The sequence below is a fragment of the Kocuria sp. U4B genome, from assembly GCF_054875615.1.
The window spans coordinates 3075922-3100479 of record NZ_CM142180.1; the positions used below are offsets into that span (position 1 = coordinate 3075922).

General features: G+C 74.5%; 22 protein-coding genes and 1 tRNA gene. 19 read left to right on the forward strand and 4 right to left on the reverse strand.

The genetic code is table 11. The annotated features are described in order from the left end of the window. Nucleotides 1-18: 18 nt before the first annotated feature. Nucleotides 19-696 (reverse strand): GntR family transcriptional regulator, encoded by a 678-nt coding sequence (locus ACYSMR_RS14410; protein WP_461746122.1) that lies wholly within the window; start codon nt 694-696, stop codon nt 19-21. Between the two features lie 278 nt (nt 697-974). Between ACYSMR_RS14410 and ACYSMR_RS14415 the strand changes: the two genes are divergently transcribed. From ACYSMR_RS14415 to ACYSMR_RS14425, 3 genes are all read left to right on the forward strand, one after another. Continuing rightward, entirely contained in the window at nt 975-2942 is a 1968-nt protein-coding gene (locus ACYSMR_RS14415) for an AMP-binding protein (protein WP_461746124.1), read from the forward strand. 189 nt (nt 2943-3131) lie between these two features. Continuing rightward, the gene (locus ACYSMR_RS14420; protein ID WP_251334737.1) at nt 3132-3542 is read left to right on the forward strand and encodes a ferritin family protein; all 411 of its coding nucleotides are present in this window, start codon (nt 3132-3134) and stop codon (nt 3540-3542) included. Then, a complete protein-coding gene (locus ACYSMR_RS14425) occupies nt 3539-4351 on the forward strand; it encodes a family 1 encapsulin nanocompartment shell protein (RefSeq protein WP_461746126.1) in 813 nt (270 codons plus the stop codon). Before ACYSMR_RS14420 ends, ACYSMR_RS14425 begins: the two co-directional genes overlap by 4 nt. Here ACYSMR_RS14425 and ACYSMR_RS14430 read toward each other — a convergent pair. Both ACYSMR_RS14430 and ACYSMR_RS14435 read right to left on the reverse strand, forming a co-directional pair. Continuing rightward, nucleotides 4348-5040, reverse strand: coding sequence for a response regulator (locus tag ACYSMR_RS14430; protein ID WP_251334739.1), 693 nt, complete (start codon nt 5038-5040; stop codon nt 4348-4350). The genes ACYSMR_RS14425 and ACYSMR_RS14430 overlap by 4 nt on opposite strands. Further along, nucleotides 5037-6668: a sensor histidine kinase gene (locus ACYSMR_RS14435; protein ID WP_251334740.1), complete on the reverse strand. Its 1632-nt coding sequence runs from the start codon at nt 6666-6668 to the stop codon at nt 5037-5039. The genes ACYSMR_RS14430 and ACYSMR_RS14435 overlap by 4 nt, the downstream gene beginning before the upstream one ends. Before the next feature lie 171 nt (nt 6669-6839). Here ACYSMR_RS14435 and ACYSMR_RS14440 point away from each other — a divergent pair, with 171 nt between their 5' ends. The 15 genes from ACYSMR_RS14440 to ACYSMR_RS14510 all read left to right on the forward strand — a co-directional run bounded on the left by ACYSMR_RS14440 (nt 6840) and on the right by ACYSMR_RS14510 (nt 19932). Then, nucleotides 6840-8228, forward strand: coding sequence for a cation:dicarboxylate symporter family transporter (locus tag ACYSMR_RS14440; protein WP_251334741.1), 1389 nt, complete (start codon nt 6840-6842; stop codon nt 8226-8228). Nucleotides 8229-8449: 221 nt separating this feature from the next. Continuing rightward, nucleotides 8450-9343 carry a ParA family protein gene (locus ACYSMR_RS14445; protein ID WP_251333595.1) on the forward strand — a complete coding sequence of 298 codons (894 nt, stop codon included), beginning with the start codon at nt 8450-8452 and terminating at the stop codon, nt 9341-9343. After that, nucleotides 9343-10230, forward strand: coding sequence for a segregation and condensation protein A (locus ACYSMR_RS14450; RefSeq protein WP_461746130.1), 888 nt, complete (start codon nt 9343-9345; stop codon nt 10228-10230). Before ACYSMR_RS14445 ends, ACYSMR_RS14450 begins: the two co-directional genes overlap by 1 nt. Continuing rightward, the gene (gene scpB, locus ACYSMR_RS14455; RefSeq protein WP_309125621.1) at nt 10227-10844 is read left to right on the forward strand and encodes an SMC-Scp complex subunit ScpB; all 618 of its coding nucleotides are present in this window, start codon (nt 10227-10229) and stop codon (nt 10842-10844) included. Before ACYSMR_RS14450 ends, scpB begins: the two co-directional genes overlap by 4 nt. 9 nt (nt 10845-10853) lie before the next feature. Beyond that, entirely contained in the window at nt 10854-11924 is a 1071-nt protein-coding gene (locus tag ACYSMR_RS14460) for a pseudouridine synthase (RefSeq protein ID WP_461746132.1), read from the forward strand. Between the two features lie 9 nt (nt 11925-11933). After that, on the forward strand, nt 11934-13058 hold the full coding sequence (locus ACYSMR_RS14465) for a prephenate dehydrogenase (protein WP_309125619.1): 1125 nt from the start codon (nt 11934-11936) through the stop codon (nt 13056-13058). After that, complete coding sequence (gene cmk, locus ACYSMR_RS14470) at nt 13055-13828, forward strand: (d)CMP kinase (protein ID WP_461746135.1); 774 nt, start codon at nt 13055-13057, stop codon at nt 13826-13828. The genes ACYSMR_RS14465 and cmk overlap by 4 nt, the downstream gene beginning before the upstream one ends. A gap of 84 nt (nt 13829-13912) precedes the next feature. Beyond that, nucleotides 13913-15463 (forward strand): ribosome biogenesis GTPase Der, encoded by a 1551-nt coding sequence (gene der / locus ACYSMR_RS14475; protein WP_461746137.1) that lies wholly within the window; start codon nt 13913-13915, stop codon nt 15461-15463. 85 nt (nt 15464-15548) lie between these two features. Next, nucleotides 15549-15622 (forward strand) — tRNA-Pro (locus ACYSMR_RS14480). Between the two features lie 140 nt (nt 15623-15762). Then, nucleotides 15763-16761: an adenosine deaminase gene (locus ACYSMR_RS14485; protein WP_461746139.1), complete on the forward strand. Its 999-nt coding sequence runs from the start codon at nt 15763-15765 to the stop codon at nt 16759-16761. A gap of 70 nt (nt 16762-16831) precedes the next feature. Beyond that, on the forward strand, nt 16832-17218 hold the full coding sequence (gcvH, locus tag ACYSMR_RS14490; RefSeq protein ID WP_251333587.1) for a glycine cleavage system protein GcvH: 387 nt from the start codon (nt 16832-16834) through the stop codon (nt 17216-17218). Nucleotides 17219-17409: 191 nt separating this feature from the next. Continuing rightward, nucleotides 17410-17865 (forward strand): FHA domain-containing protein, encoded by a 456-nt coding sequence (locus ACYSMR_RS14495; protein ID WP_251333586.1) that lies wholly within the window; start codon nt 17410-17412, stop codon nt 17863-17865. A 9-nt stretch (nt 17866-17874) separates the two neighbouring features. After that, nucleotides 17875-18618, forward strand: a complete 744-nt coding sequence (ftsR, locus tag ACYSMR_RS14500; protein ID WP_461746142.1) for a transcriptional regulator FtsR — start codon at nt 17875-17877, stop codon at nt 18616-18618. A 1-nt stretch (nt 18619) separates the two neighbouring features. Next, nucleotides 18620-19144, forward strand: a complete 525-nt coding sequence (locus ACYSMR_RS14505) for a bifunctional nuclease family protein (RefSeq protein WP_251333584.1) — start codon at nt 18620-18622, stop codon at nt 19142-19144. 185 nt (nt 19145-19329) lie between these two features. Next, nucleotides 19330-19932 (forward strand): MerR family transcriptional regulator, encoded by a 603-nt coding sequence (locus tag ACYSMR_RS14510; RefSeq protein ID WP_375142388.1) that lies wholly within the window; start codon nt 19330-19332, stop codon nt 19930-19932. A gap of 13 nt (nt 19933-19945) precedes the next feature. On the opposite strand, the gene ACYSMR_RS14515 is transcribed toward ACYSMR_RS14510, so the two are convergent. Then, nucleotides 19946-20734: a ParA family protein gene (locus ACYSMR_RS14515; protein WP_309125616.1), complete on the reverse strand. Its 789-nt coding sequence runs from the start codon at nt 20732-20734 to the stop codon at nt 19946-19948. 359 nt (nt 20735-21093) lie between these two features. On the opposite strand from ACYSMR_RS14515, the gene ACYSMR_RS14520 reads away from it, so the two are divergent. Beyond that, nucleotides 21094-24546 carry a pyruvate carboxylase gene (locus ACYSMR_RS14520; protein ID WP_461746145.1) on the forward strand — a complete coding sequence of 1151 codons (3453 nt, stop codon included), beginning with the start codon at nt 21094-21096 and terminating at the stop codon, nt 24544-24546. Nucleotides 24547-24558: the final 12 nt, after the last annotated feature.

A 24558-nucleotide genomic window follows, 5' to 3' on the forward strand; every position in this document is an offset into this window, starting at 1 on the left:
GGGTCGGGGCCGCCGGGCTCAGCCGGTGGCGTCCAGCGGGGGAGCCGGCTCCACCCACTCGCGGACTGGGGTGGTCAGGACGGCGTGCAGGGAGTTGGCGAGGTGCACCCGGGTCGCGGCCTCGGCGAGCTCCTCCCGGCCCGCGGCGATCGCGCGGGCGATCTGGGTGTGCTCGGCGGCCGCGCGGGCCAGCCGGGCGGGGTTCGTCCGCGACAGCTTCCGCACCCGGGCCAGGTGCAGGCGCAGGGAGCGCTGGGCCGCCGTGAGGTAGGGGTTGGCCGCGGCGTCGTCGATGGCCCGGTCCATGCGCTCCACGAGCTCGTAGTACCCCGCCCGGCCGGCGCCCGCCCCGTGCAGCCCGTCCACGGCCGCCTCGAGCTCGTCGGCCAGGCGGTCGAAGACGGCGGCGTCGCGGCGCCGGGCCGCGAGCTTCGCGGCCTGGCCGTCGAGGGCCTCCCGCAGCTCGAACAGCGCCCGGACGTCCTCGAGCGAGACCTGGGAGACGACGACGCCCCGGCCCCGGTGCGCCTCGGCGAGGCCGTCGGCGGTCAGCCGGCTCAGCGCCTCGCGGATGGGGGTGCGCGAGATGCCGAAGCGCTCGGACTGCTCGACCTCGCCCAGGACCTGCCCGGGCAGCAGGCGCCACTCGACGATGTCCTCCCGCAGGGCCTCGTAGGCGCGGTCGCTGGCTCGCACCGATGCCTCCTCGCTGCCGCTCGGCGCGCCGCCGCTGCGCGGCGCGGTCGATGGGGTGACTGGGATCACACTCGTTCCCGAGTGTATACACAGTTCGCCGTGGTTCACCAGGGATTCCCGCCGAACCGTGACGTTGTCGCGTCCATGTATACACGATCCTTGCCGAGTGTGACTCGCGCCACTAGATTGACGGGCGGGGCCGGCGCACGGGAGCGGCCTCCGCCCGGCCCCGCCGCGGGCCGGACCACGACCGGCACCGCGACGCCCGGGAGGGACCCATGAGCACCGACCACCAGACGCCGCCGGCCGGGGGCGCCGACGCCCACGGCTACGCGCAGGTCTACCGCCGCAGCGTCCAGGACCCGGAGGGTTTCTGGCTCGAGGCCGCCGGCGCCGTCGACTGGGTGCGCCGGCCCACCGTGGCCCTCGACGCCGGGACGGCGCCGCTCTTCCGCTGGTTCCCCGACGGGGAGCTCAACACCTCCCACAACGCCCTGGACCGCCACGTGGAGGCCGGTCACGGCGAGCGCACCGCGCTGATCTACGACTCGGCGGTGCTCGGCGTGCAGGAGCGCCGCAGCTACGCCCAGTTGCGGGACGAGGTGGCCCTCTTCGCGGGGGCGCTCGCCGCGCAGGGCGTGGGCAAGGGCGACCGGGTGCTGATCTACCTGCCGATGATCCCCCAGGCGCCGGTGGCGATGCTGGCGTGCGCGCGGCTGGGCGCCGTCCACTCGGTGGTCTTCGGGGGCTTCGCCCCCAAGGAGCTGGCCGCCCGGATCGACGACTCCCGCCCGCGCGTGGTCGTGACCACGACCGGCGGGGTGGAGCCGAAGCGGCGGATCGAGTACATTCCGGCGATCGAGGAGGCCCTGCGGCTGGCCGAGCACGCGCCCGCGGCCGTGGTCGTGCACGAGCGGGACGGCTTCGAGACCACGGTCGAGGACGCCCGGGCCCGTGCCGGGGCGAACGGGCGGTCCGCGGTCGAGTGGCTCACCTGGGCCGCGGTGACGGAGCGCGCCGAGCCGGCCGGGCCGGTCCCCGTCGCCGCCACCGATCCGCTCTACGTGCTCTACACCTCCGGCACGACGGGCACCCCGAAGGGCGTGGTGCGCGACAACGGCGGGCACGCCGTGGCCCTCGCCTGGTCGATGCGCCACATCTACGACGTGGGCCCGGACGAGGTGATGTGGACCGCGTCCGACGTCGGGTGGGTGGTGGGCCACTCCTACATCGTCTACGGGCCGCTGCTGGCGGGGGCGACCACCGTGCTCTACGAGGGCAAGCCCGTGGGCACCCCCGACGCCGGGGCCTTCTGGCAGCGGGTGGAGGACCACCGGGTCAAGGTGCTGTTCACCGCGCCCACGGCGCTGCGGGCGATCCGCCGCGCGGATCCCGGGGGCGCGCTCGTGCGCCGCCACGACACCGGCTCCCTGCGGACCCTGTTCGTGGCGGGGGAGCGGCTGGACCCCGGCACCTACCACTGGGCCTCCGAGGTCCTGGGCGTGCCCGTGGTCGACCACTGGTGGCAGACGGAGACCGGGTGGGCGATCTGCGCGAACCCCTTCGGGATCGAGCGCCTCCCGCTCAAGGCCGGCTCGCCGTCCGTGCCGGTGCCCGGCTACCGGGTGGAGATCCTGGACCCGCTGGGCGCGCCCCTGGGCCCCGGGGAGGAGGGCAACATCGCCCTGCGCCTGCCCCTGCCGCCGGGGACCCTCACCACCCTGTGGGGCGACGACCGGCGCTTCGTCGACTCCTACCTCACCGCGTTCCCGGGCTACTACGCCACCGGCGACTCCGGCTACGTCGACGAGGACGGGTACGTCTACGTCATGGGCCGCACCGACGACGTCATCAACGTCTCGGGCCACCGGCTCTCGACCGGGGCGATGGAGCAGGTCCTGGCCTCCCACCCGGCGGTCGCGGAGTGCGCCGTGATCGGGGTCGCCGACCCGCTCAAGGGCCAGCGGCCCTCCGGGTACGTCGTGCTCAAGGCAGGTGTCGACACCCCCGAGGAGCAGCTGCGGCAGGAGCTGGTGGACCTCGTGCGCCGGCAGATCGGGGCGGTCGCGGACTTCAAGGACGTGGCGGTCGTCGAGGCCCTGCCCAAGACCCGCTCGGGCAAGATCCTGCGCAAGACCATGCGCCAGATGGCCGACGGCGAGGACTACGCCGTGCCCTCGACCATCGAGGACTCCTCCGTCCTGGACGCCCTGGCGGAGGTGCTGCGCCCGCCGCGCGCCCGCTGACGGCCCTCCTGCCGGGCCGCGGAACGGTCCCCGGTGCGGCCGCGGGCGGGCGGCAACAAAGCGGCGAACTGCGCCCGGGTCCGGCGCAGGGGGCGACGCGGGGCGGCGAGGGGTCTACCCTGGCCGCACGAGCCTGCGGGACCGGGGCGGCCGGCCACTGCCCCTCGGGGCCGTGCGGAGGGAGCGGGGATGGGCTTCGACCAGTACCACGAGCCCCCGGGCGAGCTGCCCGAGGAGACCCGGACGTTCGCCCGGATGTGCGCGAACCTCACCGAGGAGGCCGAGGCCATCGGCTGGTACGCGCAGCGGATCTCGGTCGAGCAGGACCCCGCGGCGCGCGCCGTGATGCTCGACGCCGTGGGGGAGGAGTACAAGCACTTCTGCATGGCGCTGGAGTTCCTGCTCCGGCGCACGCCCCGGTGGCGCCGGATCGCCGAGGGCGTCCTGCTGCGGGAGGGCGACATCGTCGAGCACGGCGAGGCCGCCGAGGCGGGCGCCGCCGGGGCCGGGGCCGGCGAGGCGCGCGCCGGTGCCCCGGGTCCGCCCGGCGGGCCCGGGGACGGGTCCCTCGGCATCGGCTCGCTGCGGGGCCGGCCATGACGGGGGACCACCTGCTGCGGGCCCTGGCGCCCCTGCCGGAGAGCGCGTGGGCCCTCGTCGACGCCGAGGTCCGGGCACGGCTGCTCCCGGCCCTCGGCGCCCGCCGGGTCGTGGACTTCTCCGGCCCCCACGGCTGGGCGCACTCGGCGACGGACCTGGGCCGTGCCGAGCCGCTCGAGCCCGGCCCGGACGGCCTGCAGGTCCACCGCCGGCGCGTGCTGCCCCTCGTCGAGGTGCGGGCGCCCTTCACGGTCTCCCGCGCGGAGCTGCTCGACGCCGACCGGGGGGCGCCGGACCCGGACCTGGGCGACCTCGAGCGCGCCGCGCTGCGGATGGCCACGGCCGAGAACATGGCCGTCCTCCACGGCTGGCCGGAGGCCGGGCTCGTCGGGATCACGCAGGCGGCGCGGCACCGGCCGGTCCCGCGGGGCGAGGACTTCGAGGACTACCCCCGCCGGGTGGCGCAGGCCGTGGAGGCCCTGCTCGGCAACGGGGTGGGCGGGCCCTTCGCGCTCGTCCTGGGCCCGGGCGACCACGCCGCGGTGCTCGGGACCGCCGAGCACGGCGGCTATCTCGTGTGGGACCACGTGCGCAGGATCCTCGCCGGCGGACCCGTCGTGCGCGCCCCCGGCGTGCAGGGCGGCGTGGTGCTCAGCCTCCGCGGCGGGGACTTCGTCCTCGAGTCGGGCCTGGACCTGTCGGTGGGCTACGACCGGCACGACGGCGACGAGGTCCACCTCTACCTGGAGCAGACCTTCAGCTTCCGGGTGGTCACCCCGGGGGCCGCGATCGCCCTGGCCACCACCTAGCCGGACCAGCCGTACTCGAGCTCCGGGCGGCCAGGGGTGCCGTAGCGGGGCCGCCGGTGCACGAGGCCCCGGTCGGCCAGGTGCTCCAGGTAGCGCCGGGCGGTGACGCGCGAGAGGGTGCTGCGCTCGGCGACCTCCCCGGCCGACAGCCAGTCCCCGTCCCGGACGAGCTCGGTGACGGCCGCCAGCGTCTGCGGGGACAGGCCCTTGGGCGCGGCGGGCCGGGCCGCCTCGTTGAGCGCCGCGAACGCCCGGTCCACCTCGGCCTGGCCCACCGGCCCGCCCCGGCCCAGCAGGGACCGGTAGCGCCGGTAGGCGGCGAGCTTCTCCTCGAGCACGGCGTAGGTGAAGGGCTTGATGAGGTAGCCCACGACGCCGAGGGTGCTCGCCTCCCGGACCGTCGCCACGTCCCGGTGCGCCGTGATCACGAGCAGGTCCACGGACTCGCCCCGCGCCCGCAGGGTCCTGGCCACGTCGAGGCCGGACATGTCGGGGAGGTTGACGTCGAGCAGGACCAGGTCCACGGGCCGGTCCCCGCGCCGTGCCGCCTGCACGGCCTGGACGGCGGTGCGCCCGGACACGGCCGTCGCGGCGACCTCGAAGCCGGGGGAGCGGCGCACGTACTCCGCGTGGGAGGCGGCGGTGAGCGGCTCGTCGTCGACGACGAGGACGCGGACGGGGCCCGTCACGCCGGGACCCCCGGCACCCGGGGGCGCTCCGCGGCGGGCAGCGGGACCGTCACCGTGAACACGGCCCCGCCGTCGTTGGTCTGCTCGATCCGCGCGCCCCACCGCTCGACGACCTCCCGCACGAGGTGCAGGCCCACGCCCCGGCCCTCCGGGCCGGCGTCCTTCGTGGTGGTCCCGAGGTCCCAGACGGCGCGGCCCAGCTCCTCGGGCACGCCCATGCCGGTGTCCGCGACGGTGACGGCCACGGCCTCGCCCGCGTCCCCGGCCGCGTCCGTCCGGGCGATCTCGACCTCCACGACCGGGCGCACGGCCGCGGCGTTGGCGGCGGCCGCCTCGACGGCGTTGTCGACCAGGTTGCCGACCAGGGTCACGAGGTCGGCGGGCGGGATGGGGATCCGCGGCACCCCGGCCTCCACATCCACGACCAGCTCGACGCCGCGCTCGTGGGCGGCGGCCGTCTTGCCGACGAGCAGGGCCGCGAGGAACGGGTCGTCCAGCCGCGCGACGAGGTCCTCGGACAGGCTGTGGGCCCGCGCCATGTCCGCGGACGCGAAGTCCAGGGCCTCCCCGGCGCGGCCGAGCTCCAGGAGGGAGACGACCGTGTGCATCCGGTTGGCGTGCTCGTGGGTCTGCGCGCGCAGGCCGGCGGCCAGCGTGGTGGCCGTGCGCAGCTGCCCGGACAGCCGGGAGATCTCGGTGTGGTCGCGCAGGATGACGACCATGCCGCGCCGGGCGGGACCGCCGCGGGCCGGCAGCGTCGAGACGATCAGGGTGCGCTCGCCGACCACGAACCACTGCTCCTGCACGGCCGCCCCGGACAGCAGCACCGCCTCCAGCGCCCCGGGCAGCCCCAGGGAGGCCACCGGCAGGGCGGTGGGGTCGGCCGCGCCCGGCTCCGCGGCGGGCAGCCCGAGCAGCTCGCGGGCCCGGGCGTTGACGACCCGCACCTGCCCGGCGTCGACGAGCAGCAGCCCCTCGGTGGCCTCGTTGAGCACGGCGTCGTGCAGCGCGTGGACCTGGGCGAGCTCCTCCGGGCCCCACCCGTGGGTGACCGCCCCGAGGTACCGCGCCATGAGGGCCGCGACCGTCGAGGACGCGGCCAGCAGCAGCGCCCCGACGAGCAGGACCGCCGGGAGCTGGCCGAGCGCCTGCTCCGACACGGCGTCGAGCAGCACCCCCGTGGCCACGAGCGCCACGACGGTCCCGTCGTCGTCCCGGACGGGGGCGATGGTGCGCACGGACGGGCCGAGGTCGCCGTGCTCCGTGCTGGTCCAGGTCTGCCCGGCGAGCGCGTGCGAGCGGTCGCCCCGGTACTGCTCGCCCACCTCGGCGGCCACCGGGTGGGTCCACCGGGTGCCGTCGGGGGCCATGATCGTCACGAAGTCGAGCTCGGTGTCGGCCAGCAGCCGGTCCGTCAGCGGCTGGAGCGCGGCGTGCGGGTCCGGGGAGCGCACGGCGTCGCGCACGAACGGGTCGTCGACGAGGGTGGTGCTCACCGCCCGGGTCATGCCCTCGGCACGGGCCACCAGGGCGTCCCGGGCCTGCGCGAAGAGGATGAGCGAGACGACGACGACGACCAGCACCACGACCGCGAGCTGCAGGTACAGGAAGCGCCTGGCCAAGGACATGCCCGCGCCCTCCCTCTCCGCCGTCGCCGCACCATGACCCCCGTCTGTGGCCGGGGTCACGACCATTATGACCACAACGCGACACGGCCGGCGCGGGCCGGTGAGACTCGTCACAGCAGCCCGGGATCCCGGGCCCCGCCCGTCCCACCTCACCCGCACCGGAGGAGAAGCATGGCCACCGTCGCCACGGAACCCGTAGAGCCGCAACGGCCCGCCCAGAAGAAGGACAGGACGCACTACCTGTACGTCTTCGTGATCGTCGCCGTCGTCGCCGGCGCCGTGCTGGGCCTCGTCGCCCCCGAGTTCGCCCAGACGCTCAAGCCCATCGGCACGGCGTTCATCTCGCTCATCAAGATGATGATCGCCCCCATCATCTTCTGCACCATCGTCCTGGGCGTGGGCTCCATCGCCAAGGCGGCGACCGTCGGCAAGGTCGGCGGGCTGGCCCTGGCCTACTTCATGGCGATGTCCACCGTCGCCCTGGCCATCGGCCTGGTCGTCGGCAACCTCATCCACCCCGGCGAGGGCCTGGACATCCAGGGCTCCGAGTACGAGGTCACGGGCGGCGGCCACGCCGAGGGGGAGGGGACCATCGGGTTCCTGCTGGGCATCATCCCCACGACGCTGCTGTCCTCCCTGACCGAGGGCAACATCCTCCAGACCCTGTTCGTGGCCCTGATCGTGGGCTTCGCGCTGCAGCAGATGGGCCCGGCCGGCAAGCCGGTGCTCAAGGCCGTCGGCCACATCCAGGCGCTGGTCTTCCGCATCCTGGTCATGGTCATGTGGGTCGCCCCGATCGGCGCCTTCGGCGCGATCGCCGGCGTGGTCGGCGAGACCGGCGTCCAGGCCATCATCTCGATGGCCACCCTGATGATCGCCTTCTACATCACCTGCGCCCTGTTCATCGTGGTGGTCCTGGGCGGGCTGCTGAAGCTGGTCACCGGCGTGAACATCTTCCGGCTCATGAAGTACCTGGCGCGCGAGTACCTGCTGATCTTCTCCACCTCCTCCTCCGAGGCGGCCCTGCCGCGGCTCATCGCCAAGATGGAGCACGTGGGCGTGTCCAAGCCCGTGGTGGGCGTGACGGTCCCGACCGGCTACTCCTTCAACCTCGACGGCACGGCCATCTACCTGACCATGGCCGCCCTGTTCGTGGCCTCGGCCATGGGCTCCCCGCTGGAGCTGGGCGAGCAGGTCTCCCTGCTGGTGTTCATGATCATCGCGTCCAAGGGCGCCGCGGGCGTCACCGGCGCCGGGCTCGCCACCCTGGCCGGCGGTCTGCAGTCCCACCGCCCCGACCTCGTGGACGGCGTCGGCATCATCGTCGGCATCGACCGGTTCATGTCCGAGGCCCGCGCCCTGACCAACTTCACCGGCAACGCGGTCGCCACGCTGCTGATCGGCAAGTGGACCCGCGAGCTCGACCTGGTGCAGGTCGAGCGGGTGCTCTCCGGCCAGGACAAGTTCGACGAGACCACCATGAGCGCCCACCACCACGAGGCCCCGGCCTCCCAGGAGAAGGCGGCCGCCGAGGTCACCGAGGCCGCCGCGGTGCGCTGAGCCCGCCGGCAGCTCCTGCGCCGGGCCGCCCGTCCCCGCCGCCCCCACCGGGGCCGGCGGGGACGGGCGGCCCGGCCGTTTTCGGGACGCGCTCGCCGCGGCGGTACCCTGGGAGCTGATCGAGTCCAGGAAAGCCCCAGGCCGGACCGGCCCCCACCCACCCGCGTGCCCGGGCCGGCGCGCGCCGGGCACGAACACGACACGAAAGAGCGGTGCCACGAGTGACCCAGCGAAGCGACGAGAGGATCCCCGGGACGGGCGAGTTCGCGGCAGGGGCCGTCGGCCCCACGGGCCGCCCCGTGCGCAGCTTCCCGGAGCCCCCCGAGCTGACCGAGCACGGGCCCGCGCGGATCATCGCGATGGTCAACCAGAAGGGCGGCGTCGGCAAGACCACGTCGACCATCAACCTGGGCGCCGCCCTCGCCGAGCTGGGCCGGAAGGTCCTGCTCGTCGACTTCGACCCCCAGGGCGCGCTCTCGGCCGGGCTCGGGGCCAACCCGCACGAGCTCGAGCTCACGGTCTACAACGTCATGATGGACCGCAGCGTGGACGTGTGGGACGTCGTCCAGGAGACCGACGTCGACAACGTCGACCTGCTGCCCGCCAACATCGACCTCTCCGCCGCGGAGGTCCAGCTCGTCACCGAGGTGGCCCGCGAGCAGGTCCTCGCCAGCGCCCTGCGCAAGGTCGAGGAGCACTACGACGTCATCATCATCGACTGCCAGCCCTCCCTGGGCCTGCTCACCGTCAACGCGCTCACCGCCGCGCACGGCGTGATCATCCCGCTCATCGCCGAGTTCTTCGCGCTGCGCGCCGTGGCCCTGCTCGTCGACTCCATCGAGAAGGTCCAGGACCGGCTCAACCCGCGCCTGCAGATCGACGGGGTGCTCGCCACGATGTTCGACGCCCGCACCCTGCACTCGCGGGAGGTCATGGCCCGGATCGTCGACGCGTTCGGTGACAAGGTCTTCGACACCGTCATCAAGCGCACCGTGAAGTTCCCCGACGCCACGGTGGCCGCCGAGCCGATCCTCTCGTTCGCCACGGCGCACCAGGGCGCCGAGTCCTACCGTCAGCTGGCGCGGGAGCTCATCTCGCGCGGCGGCGCACCCTGATGCACGCCGAGGAGCTCCCAGGGCCCGACGGCCCCGGGGGCTTCGCCGTGCGGCTGGAGAACTTCGCGGGGCCCTTCGAGGTGCTGCTATCGCTGATCGCCAAGCACGAGATGGACATCACCCAGGTGGCGCTCGCGAGCGTGACCGACGAGTTCCTGCACTACGTGCGCGCCCTCCAGCGCACCGGTTCCGCCCGGGCCCTCGACGAGGCCAGCGAGTTCCTCGTGGTCGCCGCGACCCTGCTCGACCTCAAGGCCGCCCGGCTGCTGCCCCGCGGCGAGGTCGAGGACCAGGACGACGTGGCCCTGCTGGAGGCCCGGGACCTGCTGTTCGCCCGGCTGCTGCAGTACAAGGCCTTCAAGGAGGTCGCCGGGCTCCTCGACGAGCGCCTGCGCGCGGAGTCCGCGCGCTTCCCCCGCGCCGTGCCGCTCGACCCGCCGGCCGCCGCGGCCCTGCCCGAGCTCGACTGGCGGACCACCCCCGAGCAGCTCGCCCGGCTCGCCCGCGCCGTGCTCGGCGCCCGCCCCGGCGCCCCCGCCGAGGTGGGCACCGACCACCTGCACGGCGCCGCCGTGAGCGTGCCGGACGAGGCCGAGGTTCTGGCGGGGCTGCTCGCCGACGGCCGCCCGCACGGCTTCCGGGCCCTGGTCGCCGACGCCGCGAGCACGCTCGTCGTCGTGGTGCGGTTCCTGGCGCTGCTGGAGATGTACCGCGACGCCGTCGTCGACCTCGTCCAGGACGGCCCGCTCGGGGAGCTGACCGTGCGCTGGACCGGCCCCGACGGCGGCTGGAGCGCCGGGGGCCCGGGCGACGACGCCCCGTCCACCGCCGAGCCGGTCCCCGCCGAGCCGCGTGCCGCGGAGCTGACCGCCGGGGCGCTCGCGTGAGCGGGCCGGACGGGGCCGCCCGCCCCGACGTCGAGGCGCTGCCGGGCGGGCTGCGGGCGGCCGTGGAGGCGATCCTCATGGTCGCCGACGAGCCCGTCAGCGAGTACGCGATCGCCGCCGCCCTCGTGGTCCCCGTGGCCGCGGTCCAGCGGGTCCTGGACCGCCTGCGCGCGGAGTACGACGGACGCGGCGCGGATCCGGGGTATGATGGAACGTTGGAGCCGCGCGGATTCGAGCTGCGCAGCACCGGCGCCGGCTGGCGGATCTACTCCCGCAGCGCGTTCGCCCCCGTCGTCTCCGCGTTCGTCGCGGAGGGACAGACCGCCCGGTTGTCCCAGGCGGCCCTGGAGACCCTGGCCGTCGTGGCGTACCGCCAGCCTGTGAGCCGCGGACGGATCTCCGCGATCCGCGGGGTGAACGTCGACGGCGTGGTGCGCACGCTCGTGCAGCGCGGGCTCATCCGCGAGCTCGAGCGCGACGGCGAGTCCGGCGCCGTGCTCTACGGCACGACCGGATTCTTCCTGGAGAAGATGGGCATCGGCTCGCTCGACGAGCTCCCCGAGATCGCCCCTCACCTGCCGGGCATCGACCAACTCGACGACTACGAGGACTGAGACACCACCATGGCCACTTCACGATCATCATCCGGACGCCCCGGCCCCGGCGGCCGGCGCGGCGCCGGCGCGCAGAGCGGCCGCGGCGCCCCGAGCAGGACCGCCAAGGGCTTCCAGGGCGGCAAGCCCGGCGCCGGCAAGGCCACCGGCAAGACCACCGGCAAGGCGACCGGCCGCAGCACCGGCCAGGGGGCCTCCGGCAAGACGCAGGGCTCCGCCCCGGAGCGGGGACCGCGCCCCTTCGCGTCCTCCGAGAAGAGCGCCCGGCGGATGCCCGCCACGCCCTACCGCCCGCCGCACCGCAAGCGCCGGCCCAAGAACCCCCCGGTCGACCGGCTCGACCAGCACGACCCGGACGGCGTGCGCCTGCAGAAGCTCATGGCCCAGGCCGGGGTGGCCTCGCGGCGCGTGTGCGAGGAGATGATCGAGGCGGGCCGCGTGCAGGTCAACGGCGAGACCGTCACCGAGCTCGGCGTGCGCGTGGACCCCGCCACCGCGGAGATCCACGTGGACGGCATCCGGGTCCAGCTCGACGAGAACCTCGTGTACTACGCCTTCAACAAGCCCGAGGGCGTCCTGTCCACCATGGAGGACCCCGAGGGGCGCCCCTGCGTGTCCGACTACCTCGACCACCGCAAGAACGAGCGCGTCTTCCACGTGGGCCGCCTCGACGTCGAGACCGAGGGCCTGCTGCTGCTGACCAACGACGGCGAGCTCACCAACCGCCTCACCCACCCCTCCTACGAGGTGCCCAAGACCTACCTCGTGCAGGTCCGCGGGCCCATGGAGAAGGGCGTGGGCACCGCCATGAAGGCCGGCATCCAGCTCGAGGACGGCATGGCCTCCGTCGACTCGTTCCGCCTGGTGGACTCCACCCCCGGGCACATCCTCGTCGAGGTCGTCCTGCACTCGGGGCGCAACCGCATCGTGCGCCGGCTCTTCGACGCCGTGGGCCACCCCGTCGAGAAGCTCGTGCGCACCCAGGTGGGCCCCATCCGGATCGGGGACCAGCGGCAGGGCACCATCCGCAAGCTGTCCAAGACCGAGGTCGGGCACCTCCTCGCCTCGGTGGGGATGTAAGGAGCACCCGTGAGCCAGCCCCCCTCCGGGCCTCCCGCCCCGGCCGCGACCACCGGACCGGTGCTCGTGATCGGCGCCGGCCTGCTCGGCGCCAGCATCGGGCTGGGCCTGCGCCACCTCGGCGTCGACGTCTGGCTGCAGGACGCCTCCCCGACCGCCGAGGCCGTGGCCCAGGACATCGGCGCGGGCCGCTCCTGCCGCGCGGCGGGGGACCAGGCGGTGCCCGGGCCCGCGCTCGTCGTCGTCGCCACCCCGCCCGACGTCGCGGGGCAGACCGTGGCCGAGGCGCTGGGGCGCCACCCGGGCGCCGTCGTCGTCGACATCGCCTCCGTCAAGGAGGCCGTGCTCGACGACGTGCGGGCGCGCGGGGCCGACCTCACCCGGTACGTGGGCACCCACCCCATGGCCGGGCGCGAGAAGTCCGGCCCGGTCGCCGCCCGCGGGGAGCTGTTCACCTCCATGCCCTGGGTCGTGTGCGACTCGGGGCGGTCCTCGCCCGCCGCGCTGGCGGCGGCGAAGAACCTCGCCGTCGACCTCGGGGCGACCGTCACCTTCATGGACGCCCGGGAGCACGACGCGACGGTCGCGCTGATCTCCCACCTGCCGCAGGTCATGTCCTCGCTGCTGGCGTCCCGGCTGCAGGACACCCCCCTGCACCACCTCTCGCTGGCCGGGCAGGGCCTGCGGGACACCACCCGGATCGCCGCGTCCGACCCCCACCTGTGGGTCCAGATCCTCGCCGCGAACGCCGCCCCGGTCGTGGCCTCCCTGCACGGGGTGCGCCAGGACCTCGACCGGCTCATCGCCACCCTCGAGGCGCCCCGGGCGCCGGGGGCGCGGCTGGACATCGCCCAGCTCATCGCCGAGGGCAACGCCGGGCAGGCCCGCATCCCGGGCAAGCACGGCGGCGCGCCCCGGGCGTTCGCGACCCTCACCGTCCTGGTGGGCGACGTGCCCGGGCAGCTCGCCCGGCTGCTCGCCGAGATCGGGGAGATCGGGGTCAACCTCGAGGACCTGCGCCTCGAGCACTCCCCGGGCCAGCCCGTGGGCCTCGCGGAGGTCTCGGTGCTGCCCAACCGCCGCAAGGAACTCGTCGAGGCGCTCCAGGAGCGCGGATGGAAGGTCGTCCAGTGAACTCGGGAACGAACACGCGCACCAACACGCCACCGGTCCCGCCGCCGGGCACCCAGCCCGGCGGCCCCGGCGCCGCCGGGGCGCCCGCCCCCGCGGACCGCCCCCTCGTCGTCGCCATCGACGGTCCCTCGGGTTCCGGGAAGTCCAGCGTCTCCCGGGAGGTCGCCCGCCGGTTCGGGCTCGCCTACCTCGACACCGGCGCGATGTACCGGGCGCTCACCTGGTGGTGCCTGGACCAGGGCGTGGACCTCGCCGACGGCGACGCCGTGGTCGAGGCCGCCCGCGCCCTCCCGCTCGAGCAGGGCGTGGACCCGGACCGGGAGCAGGTCCTCGTGGCCGGCGCGGACGTGGCCGCCGAGATCCGGGGCGCGCGCGTGACCGAGGCCGTGAGCGCGGTGGCCACCAACCCCGCCGCCCGCAGCATCCTGGTCGCCCGCCAGCAGGCGCTGATCACCGGCAGCGGCCGGCGGATCGTGGCCGAGGGCCGGGACATCACCACGGTGGTCGCCCCCGACGCCGACGCCCGGATCCTGCTCACCGCCGACGAGCGGGCCCGGATGGCCCGCCGCGGCCTGCAGAACGGCGGGACGCCGGACGCCGAGCGGCTGCGCGAGCAGGTCGTGGGCCGCGACGCCAAGGACTCCGCCGTCGTGAACTTCACCGAGGCCGCCGACGGCGTCGTCACCGTCGACTCCTCCGAGCTCACCGTGGAGCAGACCGTCCAGGCCGTGATCGAGGTGGTCCTCCGGGCCGCCGGGCGCCCCGCCTAGACTGGCCCCGGGGCCGGCCCCTCCACCCCCAGCACCATCCCCCAGCACCACGACCGGCCGCTCGCGGCCCAGCGAAGGACAGCCATGACCGACAGCCCCGCGCACGACCCGGCCCACGACCCCTACGAGGACGAGCTCCTCGGCGGCGCCACGGACGACGTCGCCGAGCGGCTCGCGGCCATCGACGACGACGAGGCCGAGCAGCGGGCCCAGGTGCTGCGCGCCGGGCTCGAGGACTACGAGCTCGACGAGGAGGACGCGGCGCTGCTGGCCGGGTGGTCCGAGGGCGAGGACAGCGCCCCGGCCCGCCGGCCCGCCCCCGTGCTCGCCATCGTGGGCCGGCCCAACGTCGGCAAGTCCACCCTGGTCAACCGGATCCTGGGCCGCCGCGAGGCCGTCGTGGAGGACACCCCCGGCGTGACCCGCGACCGGGTCTCCTACCGGGCCACCTGGAACGGGCGCAACTTCACCCTCGTGGACACCGGAGGATGGGAGTACGACGCCAAGGGCATCAACGCCCGTGTCGCCGAGCAGGCCGAGCTCGCCGTGCAGTACGCCGACGCGGTGCTGCTCGTCCTCGACGCCACGGTCGGCGTGACCGCCGCCGACGAGGCGATCGTGAAGATGCTGCGCAAGGTCAAGAAGCCGGTCGTGCTGGTCGCCAACAAGGTCGACTCCCCGCAGCTCGAGGTCGAGGCCACCTACCTGTGGTCCCTCGGCATGGGGGAGCCGCGCCCGGTCTCCGCGCTGCACGGGCGCGGAGCCGCCGACGTCCTGGACGCCGTCATGGACGTGCTGCCCGAGTTCTCCGCCGTCGCCGAGACGGAGCTCACCGGCGGGCCCCGCCGCGTGGCCCTCATCGGCCGGCCCAACGTCGGGAAGTCCTCGCTGCTCAACAAGCTCGCCGGGTCCGAGCGCGTCGTCGTCGACCCCCTGGCCGGCACCACCCGCGACCCCGTCGACGAGCTGATCCAGCTCGGCGGCAAGCCGTGGCGGTTCATCGACACCGCCGGCATCCGCCGCCGCGTGCACATGCAGCAGGGCGCCGACTTCTACGCGTCCCTGCGCACCCAGGCCGCCCTCGAGCGCGCCGAGGTCGCCGTGGTGCTGCTGGCCGCCGACGAGGTGCTCTCCGAGCAGGACGTGCGGATCCTGCAGATGGCCGTGGACTCCGGCCGGGCGCTCGTGCTGGCGTTCAACAAGTGGGACCTCGTGGACGAGGACCGCCGCTACTACCTCGAGAAGGAGATCGACCGGGACCTCGCCCACGTGGCCTGGGCCCCGCGCGTGAACGTCTCGGCGCGGACGGGCTGGCACAAGGACCGGCTGGTGCCCGCCCTCGAGACCGCCCTGGCCTCGTGGGACACCCGCATCCCGACCGGGCGGCTCAACGCCTTCCTGGGCGAGATCGTCGCCGCCCACCCGCACCCCGTGCGCGGCGGCAAGCAGCCCCGCATCCTCTTCGGCACCCAGGCGTCCTCGCGCCCGCCGCGGTTCGTGCTGTTCACCACCGGGTTCCTCGACCCCGGCTACCGGCGGTTCATCACCCGCCGGCTGCGGGAGACCTTCGGCTTCGAGGGGACCCCCATCGAGGTCTCCATGCGCGTGCGGGAGAAGCGCAGCCGGAAGCGCTGAGCGGCCGTGGCGCCCCGAGATGAATTCCGTCCCCGGTTGCTGTAATGTGTTCCGAGTGCTCAGGGCGGCGACGCGGTGAGCACATCGGGCTGTGGCGCAGCTTGGTAGCGCACTTGACTGGGGGTCAAGGGGTCGCAGGTTCAAATCCTGTCAGCCCGACCGAGAGGACCCTGATCTGCTCCGGCAGGTCAGGGTCCTTTTTGCTGTCCGCCGGGCCGCCGCGGTGCGGCGATACACTGCACGGGGTCCTGCCGCACCGGCGGGGCCCGGCCGGACCGGGACGCGAAGGAGCGCCGTAGGTGAAGGACCTGTACACGCTGCCGAAGGCGGAGCTGCACCTGCACGTCGAGGGCACCCTGGAGCCGGAGCTCGCCTTCGAGCTCGCCGCCCGCAACGGCGTCGCGCTGCCCTTCGGCTCGGTCGAGGAGCTGCGGCGCCACTACGACTTCGAGGACCTGTCCTCGTTCCTGGAGCTCTACTACGCCACGATGGCCGTGCTGTGCGACGCCCCGGACTTCGAGGCCCTCACCACCGCCTACCTCGACCGGGCCGCGGCCCAGGGCCTGCGCCACGTCGACCTCTTCTTCGACCCCCAGGCCCACGCCTCCCGCGGGGTGCCGGTCGGCGCGGTGATCGACGGCCTCCGCGCCGGCCTCGAGGCCGGGCGGGCCGCGCACGGGATCACCGGCACCCTGGTGATGTGCTTCCTGCGCGACCGCCCGGCCGAGGAGGCCCTGGCGCTGTTCGAGTCGCTGGGCGAGGACCTGTCCCGGATCGACGGCGTCGGCCTCGACTCGGCCGAGGTGGGCCACCCGCCCGCCCTGTTCCGGGAGGTCTTCGCCCGGGCCCGGGCGGCCGGGCTGCACGTCGTCGCGCACGCGGGGGAGGAGGCCGGCCCCGACTACGTCCGGGAGGCCCTCGACGTCCTCCATGTGGAGCGCGTCGACCACGGCATCCAGTGCCTGCGCGACCCGGCGCTCGTCGAGCGGCTCGTGGCCCAGCAGGTCCCGCTGACCGTGTGCCCGCTGTCCAACGTCCGGCTGCGCGTCGTCGGCGCCCTCGCCGAGCACCCGGTCCTCGAGATGCTCGAGCGCGGGCTGGCCGTGACCGTCAACTCCGACGACCCCGCGTACTTCGGCGGCTACGTCGGCGACACCTTCCAAAGCCTGCGCGAGGCCCTCGGGCTGACCGACGAGCAGGCGGAGGCCCTGGCGCGCAACTCCGTGGACGCGTCCTTCGCCGCGCCGCGGCGCAAGCGCGCGATCCACGCCGAGATCGACGCGTGGGCCACGCGCTGACGCGCCCCGGTCCCCGGGGCGCCCTGTGCCATAATCGAGCCGTCCGCACCCGCCCGACCAGGAGTGACCCATGAGCAACATCCCTGCCGACCTGTCCTACACGGCCGAGCACGAGTGGGTCGCCGCCCCCGACGCCGAGGGCGTCGTGCGCATCGGGATCACCGACCACGCGCAGAGCGAGCTGGGCGACGTCGTCTTCGTCCAGCTGCCCGAGGTGGGGGAGACGGTCGAGGCGGGCGCCGCCGTGGGGGAGATCGAGTCGACGAAGTCGGTCAGCGACATCTTCGCCCCGGTCTCCGGGGAGGTCGTCGCGGTCAACGACCGGCTCGAGGACGAGCCGGCGGCCGTCAACTCCTCCCCCTACGGCGACGGGTGGCTCTTCGCGCTCCGCCCCGCCGACGAGGACCACCGCTCCGGGCTGCTCGACGCGGACGGCTACGCCGCCCAGCTCGGCTGAGGCCCCGTCCGGCACCGCCCGGCCACGGCCGGGACCCCCGCCCGGTCGCCCGTCCCTGTCGCCCCCACCCGGTACACTGAACAACATCCGGGCGGCTCCGGCCGCCGCCCGGAACACCGCCGGGCCCGGCGGTCGCGGGGTCGGGATCCCACGGGATCCGTCATCCATCACGTCACCAGTCGAGGGAAGAGATGTCCAAAAACCGTCACGGCTCGAACGCACCCCTGGGGGAGCCGGAGACCACGTCGATCCAGATCGTGGGCGAGGTCCTCTCGCGCGCCGCTTCCCACAAGCTCTCGCCCGAGGAGAACGCCGCGGTCTCCGCGCTGCCCCCGCGCAGCGCCCTGCTCGTCGCCCACGACAGCGCCGGGGCCGGTTCCCGCTTCCTCCTCGACCGCGACGAGGTGCCCGCCGGACGCCACCCCTCCTCGGAGATCTTCCTCGACGACGTCACCGTCTCCCGCCGGCACGCGCGCTTCGTCCGCCGCGGCGACACCTTCGAGGTCCTCGACTCGGGCTCCCTCAACGGCACCTACGTCAACGGGGACCGCGTGGACAGCGCCGTGCTCGACAACGGCGACGAGGTCCAGATCGGCAAGTTCCGGTTCACGTTCTACCGTTCGCTGCGCCAGCCGTCGGAGCAGTAGAAGGGAGCCATGACCGACCACGCGGAGACCACCTCGTCCCGGGACGACGTCCAGCACGAGCCCCGGGTGGGCATCAGCGCCGTGCTCAAGGAGCTCGGCGAGGACCACCCCGGCATCACCGCGTCGAAGCTGCGCTTCCTCGAGGACAAGGGACTGGTGCACCCGACCCGCACCGCCTCGGGCTACCGGAAGTTCTCCCGCGCCGACATCGACCGGCTGCGCCGCATCCTCGAGCTCCAGCGCGACCGGTACCTCCCGCTGAAGGTCATCCGGGAGCGCCTCGACACCGACGGGGACGCCCGTGCCGACGACGACGACCGGCGGGTGCCCGAGCCGGCGCCCCCCGGCCCGGTGCCCCCGTTCTCCCCGGCCCGCACGTACACGCTGCGGGAGCTCGCGGCCCGGACCGGCGCCGGGATCCCGCTCGTGCGCGAGCTCGTGAGCTACGGGCTGATCCGCGAGCAGGACGGCGCCTTCGACGACCACGCCCTGGCCATCACCGGCGCCGCCCTGGCCCTGACCGCCCACGGGCTGGAGCCCCGCCACCTGCGCCCGTTCAAGGCCGCCGCGGACCGGGAGCTCGGCCTCGTCGAGCGGGCCGTGGCGCCCCTGACGTCCCGGCGCGACCCCGCCTCCCGCGCCCGCGCCGTCGAGCGGGCCCAGGAGATCTCGGGCCTGTGCCTGACCATCCACACCTCGCTCGTGAGGTCGGAGATCGCCGCGCTGCAGGAGCGCGCCGCGGTGGAGGGCTGAGATGGCCGTGCACCAGGTCCTGATGGAGATCGCCGGGGTCCGGATGGACGTCCCGTCGGCCCAGCCCGTGGTCGTGCTGAAGGAGGTGGAGGGGGGCCGGCACCTGCCGATCTGGATCGGCACCAACGAGGCGACGTCCATCGTGTTCGCCGTCCAGGGCATCGACCCGCCCCGGCCGCTGACCCACGACCTCGTGCTGTCCGTGGCGACCGCCTTCGGCCGCACGCTCACGCGGGTGCGCATCCACACCGTGGACGAGGGCGTCTTCCACGCCGCCCTGGAGTTCTCTGACGGGACGGTCGTCGACTCCCGCGCCTCGGACGCGATCGCGCTGGCGGCCCGCACCGACTGCCCCATCCTGTGCACGGAGACCGTCCTGGACGAGGCCGGGCTCGTGATGAGCGCGGACGGGGAGCTGCGGGAGCCCACGCAGCGCTCCGCCGCCGGGGAGCCGTCGGTGCCCCCGGAGACGCAGGTCGAGCAGTTCCGGGACTTCCTGGACAACGTGGACCCCGAGGACTTCTGAGCCGCACCCCGCGGGCCCGCCCCGGCCCGGCCGACACGCCCGGGACCGGGCGGACGGCCTCGGCCCCTGCACCCGGAGGATGCGGGCGGTCCTATACTTGAGGGGTCCCCCGGGGGTCCGGACGCCCTTGCTGAGACGATCCACCGCCGGCACCGCGAGCGCCGGCCCACGAGCGAGGAGGCGGCGTGAGCAACGGCGACCAGCCCGGCGGCACGGCCGGGCCCGACAGTCCCCTCGCGCACGGCACCCAGGGCGTCCTGTTCGACGACTCCGTGATCCGCGACGAGTCCGTCGGCTACCGCGGCCCCACCGCGTGCAAGGCCGCGGGCATCACCTACCGGCAGCTCGACTACTGGGCCCGCACGGGCCTCGTGGAGCCCACCGTCCGCGGCGCCGCCGGCTCCGGGACGCAGCGGCTGTACAGCTTCCGGGACATCCTGGTGCTCAAGATCGTCAAGCGCCTCCTGGACACCGGCGTCTCCCTCCAGCAGATCCGCACCGCCGTGACCGCGCTGCGCGCCCGGGGGATCGAGGACCTCGCGCAGCTGACGATGATGAGCGACGGCGCCAGCGTCTACGCCTGCACCTCACCGCACGAGGTCATCGACCTGGTGCAGGGCGGGCAGGGCGTGTTCGGCATCGCCGTGGGCCGGGTGTGGCGCGAGGTCGAGGGGACCCTCGCGGCGATCCCCGGCGAGCACACCGGCCGGGACCGCGGTCCCGGGCAGGACCCCCTGCCCGGCGACGAGCTCTCGGCGCGGCGCGCCCGGCGGCAGAACGCCGGCTGACCCCGCGCCCGGTTCAGGCCGTGCGCTCGAGCAGGCCCTGCAGGATCGCCGTGTAGCGGCCGGCGATGTCCCGGGCCTCGGCCCCGGGCCAGCGGTGGATCGGCCACGCCGCCCCCTGCGCCTGCTGCCACACGGGCAGGTCCGGGATCACCGGGCTCACGAGCAGCGGGCCGAAGAGCTCCTGCAGCTCCGCCAGACGGTGCCGGTGCTCCACGGACGAGTGCCGCACCTTGTTGACCACCACCCCCGCGGCCGGGACCGCCCAGGTGCGGCTCTGCTCGAACTGGGCGATCGCCGTCATCGTGCGCTTGGTCCCCGCCACCGAGAACAGGGACGGCTCGGCGACCGAGAGGACCTTGTCGCTCGCGGCCCACGCCGTGCGGGTCAGCGCGCTGAGGGTCGGCGGGCAGTCCACGAGCACCAGCTCGTAGCCCGTCACGCCGGCGAGCGCCCGCTCCAGCCGGCCTAGGTCCTTGTCCCGGTACTCCGAGCGGTCGAGGTGCGAGGACCGGGCGGAGCCGGGGGCGACGTCGAGCGCCTTGGCGTCCCGGCCCTCCTGCACCGCCCAGGACGAGGCCATGAGCACGCGCTCGAGCGCGCCGCGGCGGGGCCGGCGCAGGACCTCCCCGATGTCGTGGCCGCGCTGCGCGTGCACCCCCAGCCCGGTCGTGGCGTCGCCGTGCGGGTCGAGGTCCACCACGAGGGTGGGCACCCCCGCCTGCAGCGCCGCCGAGGCGATCCCGAGGGTCACGGAGGACTTGCCGACACCGCCCTTGAGGCTGCTGACGCTGACGATCTGCACCGGGGGGACACCCTTCGCTCGCGGAACACGGGGGAGCCGTCCGCTGCGGCCGGGAACCGGGGGACGGGCGGCGGGGGGAGACGGTCCGGGCCCATCGTAGCCGGGCGCGGGCACCGGGCCCCGGCGCGGCGCGGGCCCGCGCGCTCGGGCACGCCGCGGCGCCGTGCGCCGTTGTGTGACGCTGTTCACGGTGCTCCGCCCTGCGGCGTGGTTGACTTGTGGCACGGCTCACGGCGGGGCACGCTGGTCCCGTCCGTGTCCTGGCGCCGTGCTGCTCCCGGCACGGCGCTCCTGGTCCTGCACGTTCGAGTATTCAGTGCCCGGCCCCTCCTGAGGACCCGGGCACGGGACGGTTGTCGATGTTCTCCAAGATCCTGGTGGCCAACCGAGGCGAGATCGCGATCCGCGCGTTCCGCGCCGCGTACGAGCTCGGGGCCAAGACGGTGGCGGTGTTCCCCTACGAGGACCGCAACTCGATCCACCGCCAGAAGGCCGACGAGGCCTACCAGATCGGCGAGGAGGGGCACCCGGTGCGGGCCTACCTCGACGTCGACGAGATCGTGCGGGTGGCCCAGGAGTCCGGCGCGGACGCGATCTACCCCGGCTACGGCTTCCTGTCCGAGAACCCCGGCCTGGCCCGGGCCGCGGAGGCGGCCGGGATCACGTTCGTGGGCCCCAAGGCCGAGATCCTCGAGCTGGCCGGGAACAAGGTCGCGGCGCTGAAGGCCGCCAAGCGCGCCGGGATCCCCACCCTCGAGTCCTCCGAGCCGTCCGCGGACCCGGAGGCCCTGCTGGCCGAGGCCGACCGGATCGGCTTCCCCATCTTCGTCAAGGCCGTCGCCGGCGGCGGCGGGCGCGGGATGCGCCGGGTGGAGACGCCCGAGGCGCTGCCCGAGGCGCTCGCCGCGGCGATGCGCGAGGCCGACACCGCGTTCGGGGACCCCACCGTGTTCCTCGAGCAGGCCGTGCTGCGCCCCCGGCACATCGAGGTGCAGGTCCTCGCCGACGCGGCCGGCAACATCGTCCACCTCTTCGAGCGCGACTGCTCCCTGCAGCGCCGCCACCAGAAGGTCGTGGAGATCGCCCCCGCCCCGAACCTCGACGAGGACATCCGCCAGGCGCTGCACCGGGACGCGGTGAAGTTCGCCAGGGAGCTCGGCTACGTCAACGCCGGCACCGTGGAGTTCCTCGTGGACACCGCCGGCGAGCGCGCCGGTCAGCACGTGTTCATCGAGATGAACCCGCGCATCCAGGTGGAGCACACCGTCACGGAGGAGGTCACCGACGTCGACCTCGTCCAGTCCCAGCTGCGCATCGCCGCGGGGGAGACCCTCGCCGACCTGGACATCGCCCAGGAGGACCTGCGCGTGCGGGGCGCGGCCCTGCAGTGCCGGATCACCACCGAGGACCCGGCCAACGGGTTCCGCCCGGACGTGGGCCGGATCTCCGCGTACCGCTCCGCGGGCGGAGCGGGGGTGCGCCTGGACGGCGGCACCGTCTACGCCGGGGCGGAGATCTCCCCGCACTTCGACTCCATGCTGGTGAAGCTCACCTGCCGCGGCCGCGACTACCCCACCGCCGTGCACCGGTCCCAGCGCGCGCTGGCCGAGTTCCGCATCCGCGGGGTCGCCACCAACATCCAGTTCCTCCAGGCGGTGCTGGCCGACCCGGAGTTCCTGGCCGGGAACGTGGCCACCGACTTCATCGAGCGGCGCCCGGAGCTGCTGGAGGCCCGGGTCTCCGGCGACCGGGCCACGAAGGCCCTCACCTGGCTGGCCGAGGTGACGGTCAACCAGCCCAACGGCCCCCGCGTGGAGGGGATCGACCCGCGCACCAAGCTCCCGCGCTACCCCGGGGACAAGGTCGAGGAGCCCTTCCGCTCCCCGTTCGACGGGCCCTCGGCGCACCAGCCGCCGGCGGGGTGGCGGCAGCGGCTGCTCGAGCTCGGCCCGGAGGGCTTCGCCCGGGCGCTGCGCGAGCAGACCGCGGTCGCGGTCACGGACACGACCTTCCGCGACGCCCACCAGTCCCTGCTGGCCACCCGGGTGCGCACCCGCGACCTGCTCGCCGCGGCACCGGCCTACGCCCACACCCTCCCGCAGCTGCTGTCGGTGGAGGCCTGGGGCGGGGCCACCTACGACGTGGCGCTGCGCTTCCTCGGCGAGGACCCGTGGGAGCGGCTGGCCCTGCTGCGGGAGGCCATGCCCAACATCCCGATCCAGATGCTGCTGCGCGGGCGCAACACGGTGGGCTACACCCCGTACCCCACGGAGGTCACCGACGCGTTCGTGGCCGAGGCCGCCGCCACCGGGGTGGACATCTTCCGGATCTTCGACGCCCTCAACGACGTCTCCCAGATGGCCCCGGCGATCGAGGCCGTCCGCAAGACGGGCACCGCCGTCGCGGAGGTCGCCCTGTGCTACACGGGCAACCTCCTGGACCCCGCCGAGGACGTCTACACCCTCGACTACTACCTCGAGCTCGCCCAGCGCTGCGTCGACGCCGGCGCCCACGTGCTCGCCGTCAAGGACATGGCCGGGCTGCTGCGCCCGGCGGCGGCCGCGACGCTGGTCACCGCGCTGCGGGAGCGCTTCGAGCTGCCCGTGCACCTGCACACCCACGACACCGCCGGCGGCCAGCTGGCCACCCTGATGGCCGCGATCGAGGCCGGGGTGGACGCGGTGGACGTCGCCTCGGCCTCGATGGCCGGCACCACGTCCCAGGTCCCGGCCTCGGCGCTGATCGCCGCCCTGGAGAACACCTCCCGCGACACCGGCATCCCCCTGGAGGCCGCCACGGCCCTGGAGCCCTACTGGGAGGTCATCCGGGCGATGTACTCCCCCTTCGAGTCCGGGCTCACCGCCCCCACCGGGCGGGTCTACCGCCACGAGATCCCGGGCGGGCAGCTGTCCAACCTCCGCCAGCAGGCCATCGCGCTGGGCCTGGGGGAGCGCTTCGAGGCCATCGAGGACATGTACACCGCCGCCAACGCCATGCTCGGGCGGCTCGTGAAGGTCACGCCCTCCTCCAAGGTGGTCGGCGACCTGGCGCTGCAGCTCGTGGGCATGGGCGTGGACCCGGCGGAGTTCGAGGCGAACCCGCAGAGGTTCGACATCCCCGACTCGGTGATCAGCTTCCTCGCCGGAGAGCTCGGCACCCCGCCCGCGGGCTGGCCCGAGCCCTTCCGGTCGAAGGCCCTGGAGGGGCGCAACGTCAAGGTCGGGATCACCGAGCTGGCCCCGGAGGACTCCCGGGCCCTGGCGGGGGACTCCGCGACCCGCCGCGACACCCTCAACCGGCTCCTGTTCGCCGGGCCCACCCGGGACTTCAAGGCCAGCCGCGACAAGTACGGCGACCTGGCGCTGCTGCACACCCGGGACTTCCTCTACGGGCTGACCACCGAGCACGAGCACGTGATCTCGCTCGGCAAGGGGGTGCGCCTGCTGGTGACCCTGCAGGCCGTCTCGGACCCGGACGACAAGGGCCTGCGCACCGTGATGGTCACCCTCAACGGCCAGCCCCGCATGGTCGAGGTCCGCGACACCTCGGTGGCCTCGGCGGTCCCCGAGACCGAGAAGGCCGACCCGGCCAATCCCGGTCACGTCGCCGCGCCCTTCGCCGGGGCGGTGACCGTGACCGTGGCCGCCGGCGACTCCGTCGAGCCCGGCGCCCAGATCGCGACCATCGAGGCCATGAAGATGGAGGCCTCCATCACCGCGCCCACCGGCGGCACCGTCAAGCGGGTCGCCCTGGCCGGCGTCGCGCAGGTCACCGGCGGGGACCTGCTGGTGGAGCTGGAGCCCGCAGGCTGAGCCGTCGCCCGG

What these genes read in the sequence shown, in the direction of transcription:
- ACYSMR_RS14495 (WP_251333586.1), top strand. Translation starts at nt 17,410, where the DNA reads ATGTCCAAAAACCGTCACGGCTCGAACGCACCCCTGGGGGAGCCGGAG.
- ftsR (WP_461746142.1), top strand. Translation starts at nt 17,875, where the DNA reads ATGACCGACCACGCGGAGACCACCTCGTCCCGGGACGACGTCCAGCAC.
- ACYSMR_RS14520 (WP_461746145.1), top strand. Translation starts at nt 21,094, where the DNA reads ATGTTCTCCAAGATCCTGGTGGCCAACCGAGGCGAGATCGCGATCCGC.
- der (WP_461746137.1), top strand. Translation starts at nt 13,913, where the DNA reads ATGACCGACAGCCCCGCGCACGACCCGGCCCACGACCCCTACGAGGAC.
- gcvH (WP_251333587.1), top strand. Translation starts at nt 16,832, where the DNA reads ATGAGCAACATCCCTGCCGACCTGTCCTACACGGCCGAGCACGAGTGG.
- ACYSMR_RS14440 (WP_251334741.1), top strand. Translation starts at nt 6,840, where the DNA reads ATGGCCACCGTCGCCACGGAACCCGTAGAGCCGCAACGGCCCGCCCAG.
- ACYSMR_RS14460 (WP_461746132.1), top strand. Translation starts at nt 10,854, where the DNA reads ATGGCCACTTCACGATCATCATCCGGACGCCCCGGCCCCGGCGGCCGG.
- ACYSMR_RS14425 (WP_461746126.1), top strand. Translation starts at nt 3,539, where the DNA reads ATGACGGGGGACCACCTGCTGCGGGCCCTGGCGCCCCTGCCGGAGAGC.
- ACYSMR_RS14420 (WP_251334737.1), top strand. Translation starts at nt 3,132, where the DNA reads ATGGGCTTCGACCAGTACCACGAGCCCCCGGGCGAGCTGCCCGAGGAG.
- ACYSMR_RS14505 (WP_251333584.1), top strand. Translation starts at nt 18,620, where the DNA reads ATGGCCGTGCACCAGGTCCTGATGGAGATCGCCGGGGTCCGGATGGAC.
- ACYSMR_RS14435 (WP_251334740.1), bottom strand. Translation starts at nt 6,668, where the DNA reads ATGTCCTTGGCCAGGCGCTTCCTGTACCTGCAGCTCGCGGTCGTGGTG.
- ACYSMR_RS14415 (WP_461746124.1), top strand. Translation starts at nt 975, where the DNA reads ATGAGCACCGACCACCAGACGCCGCCGGCCGGGGGCGCCGACGCCCAC.
- ACYSMR_RS14450 (WP_461746130.1), top strand. Translation starts at nt 9,343, where the DNA reads ATGCACGCCGAGGAGCTCCCAGGGCCCGACGGCCCCGGGGGCTTCGCC.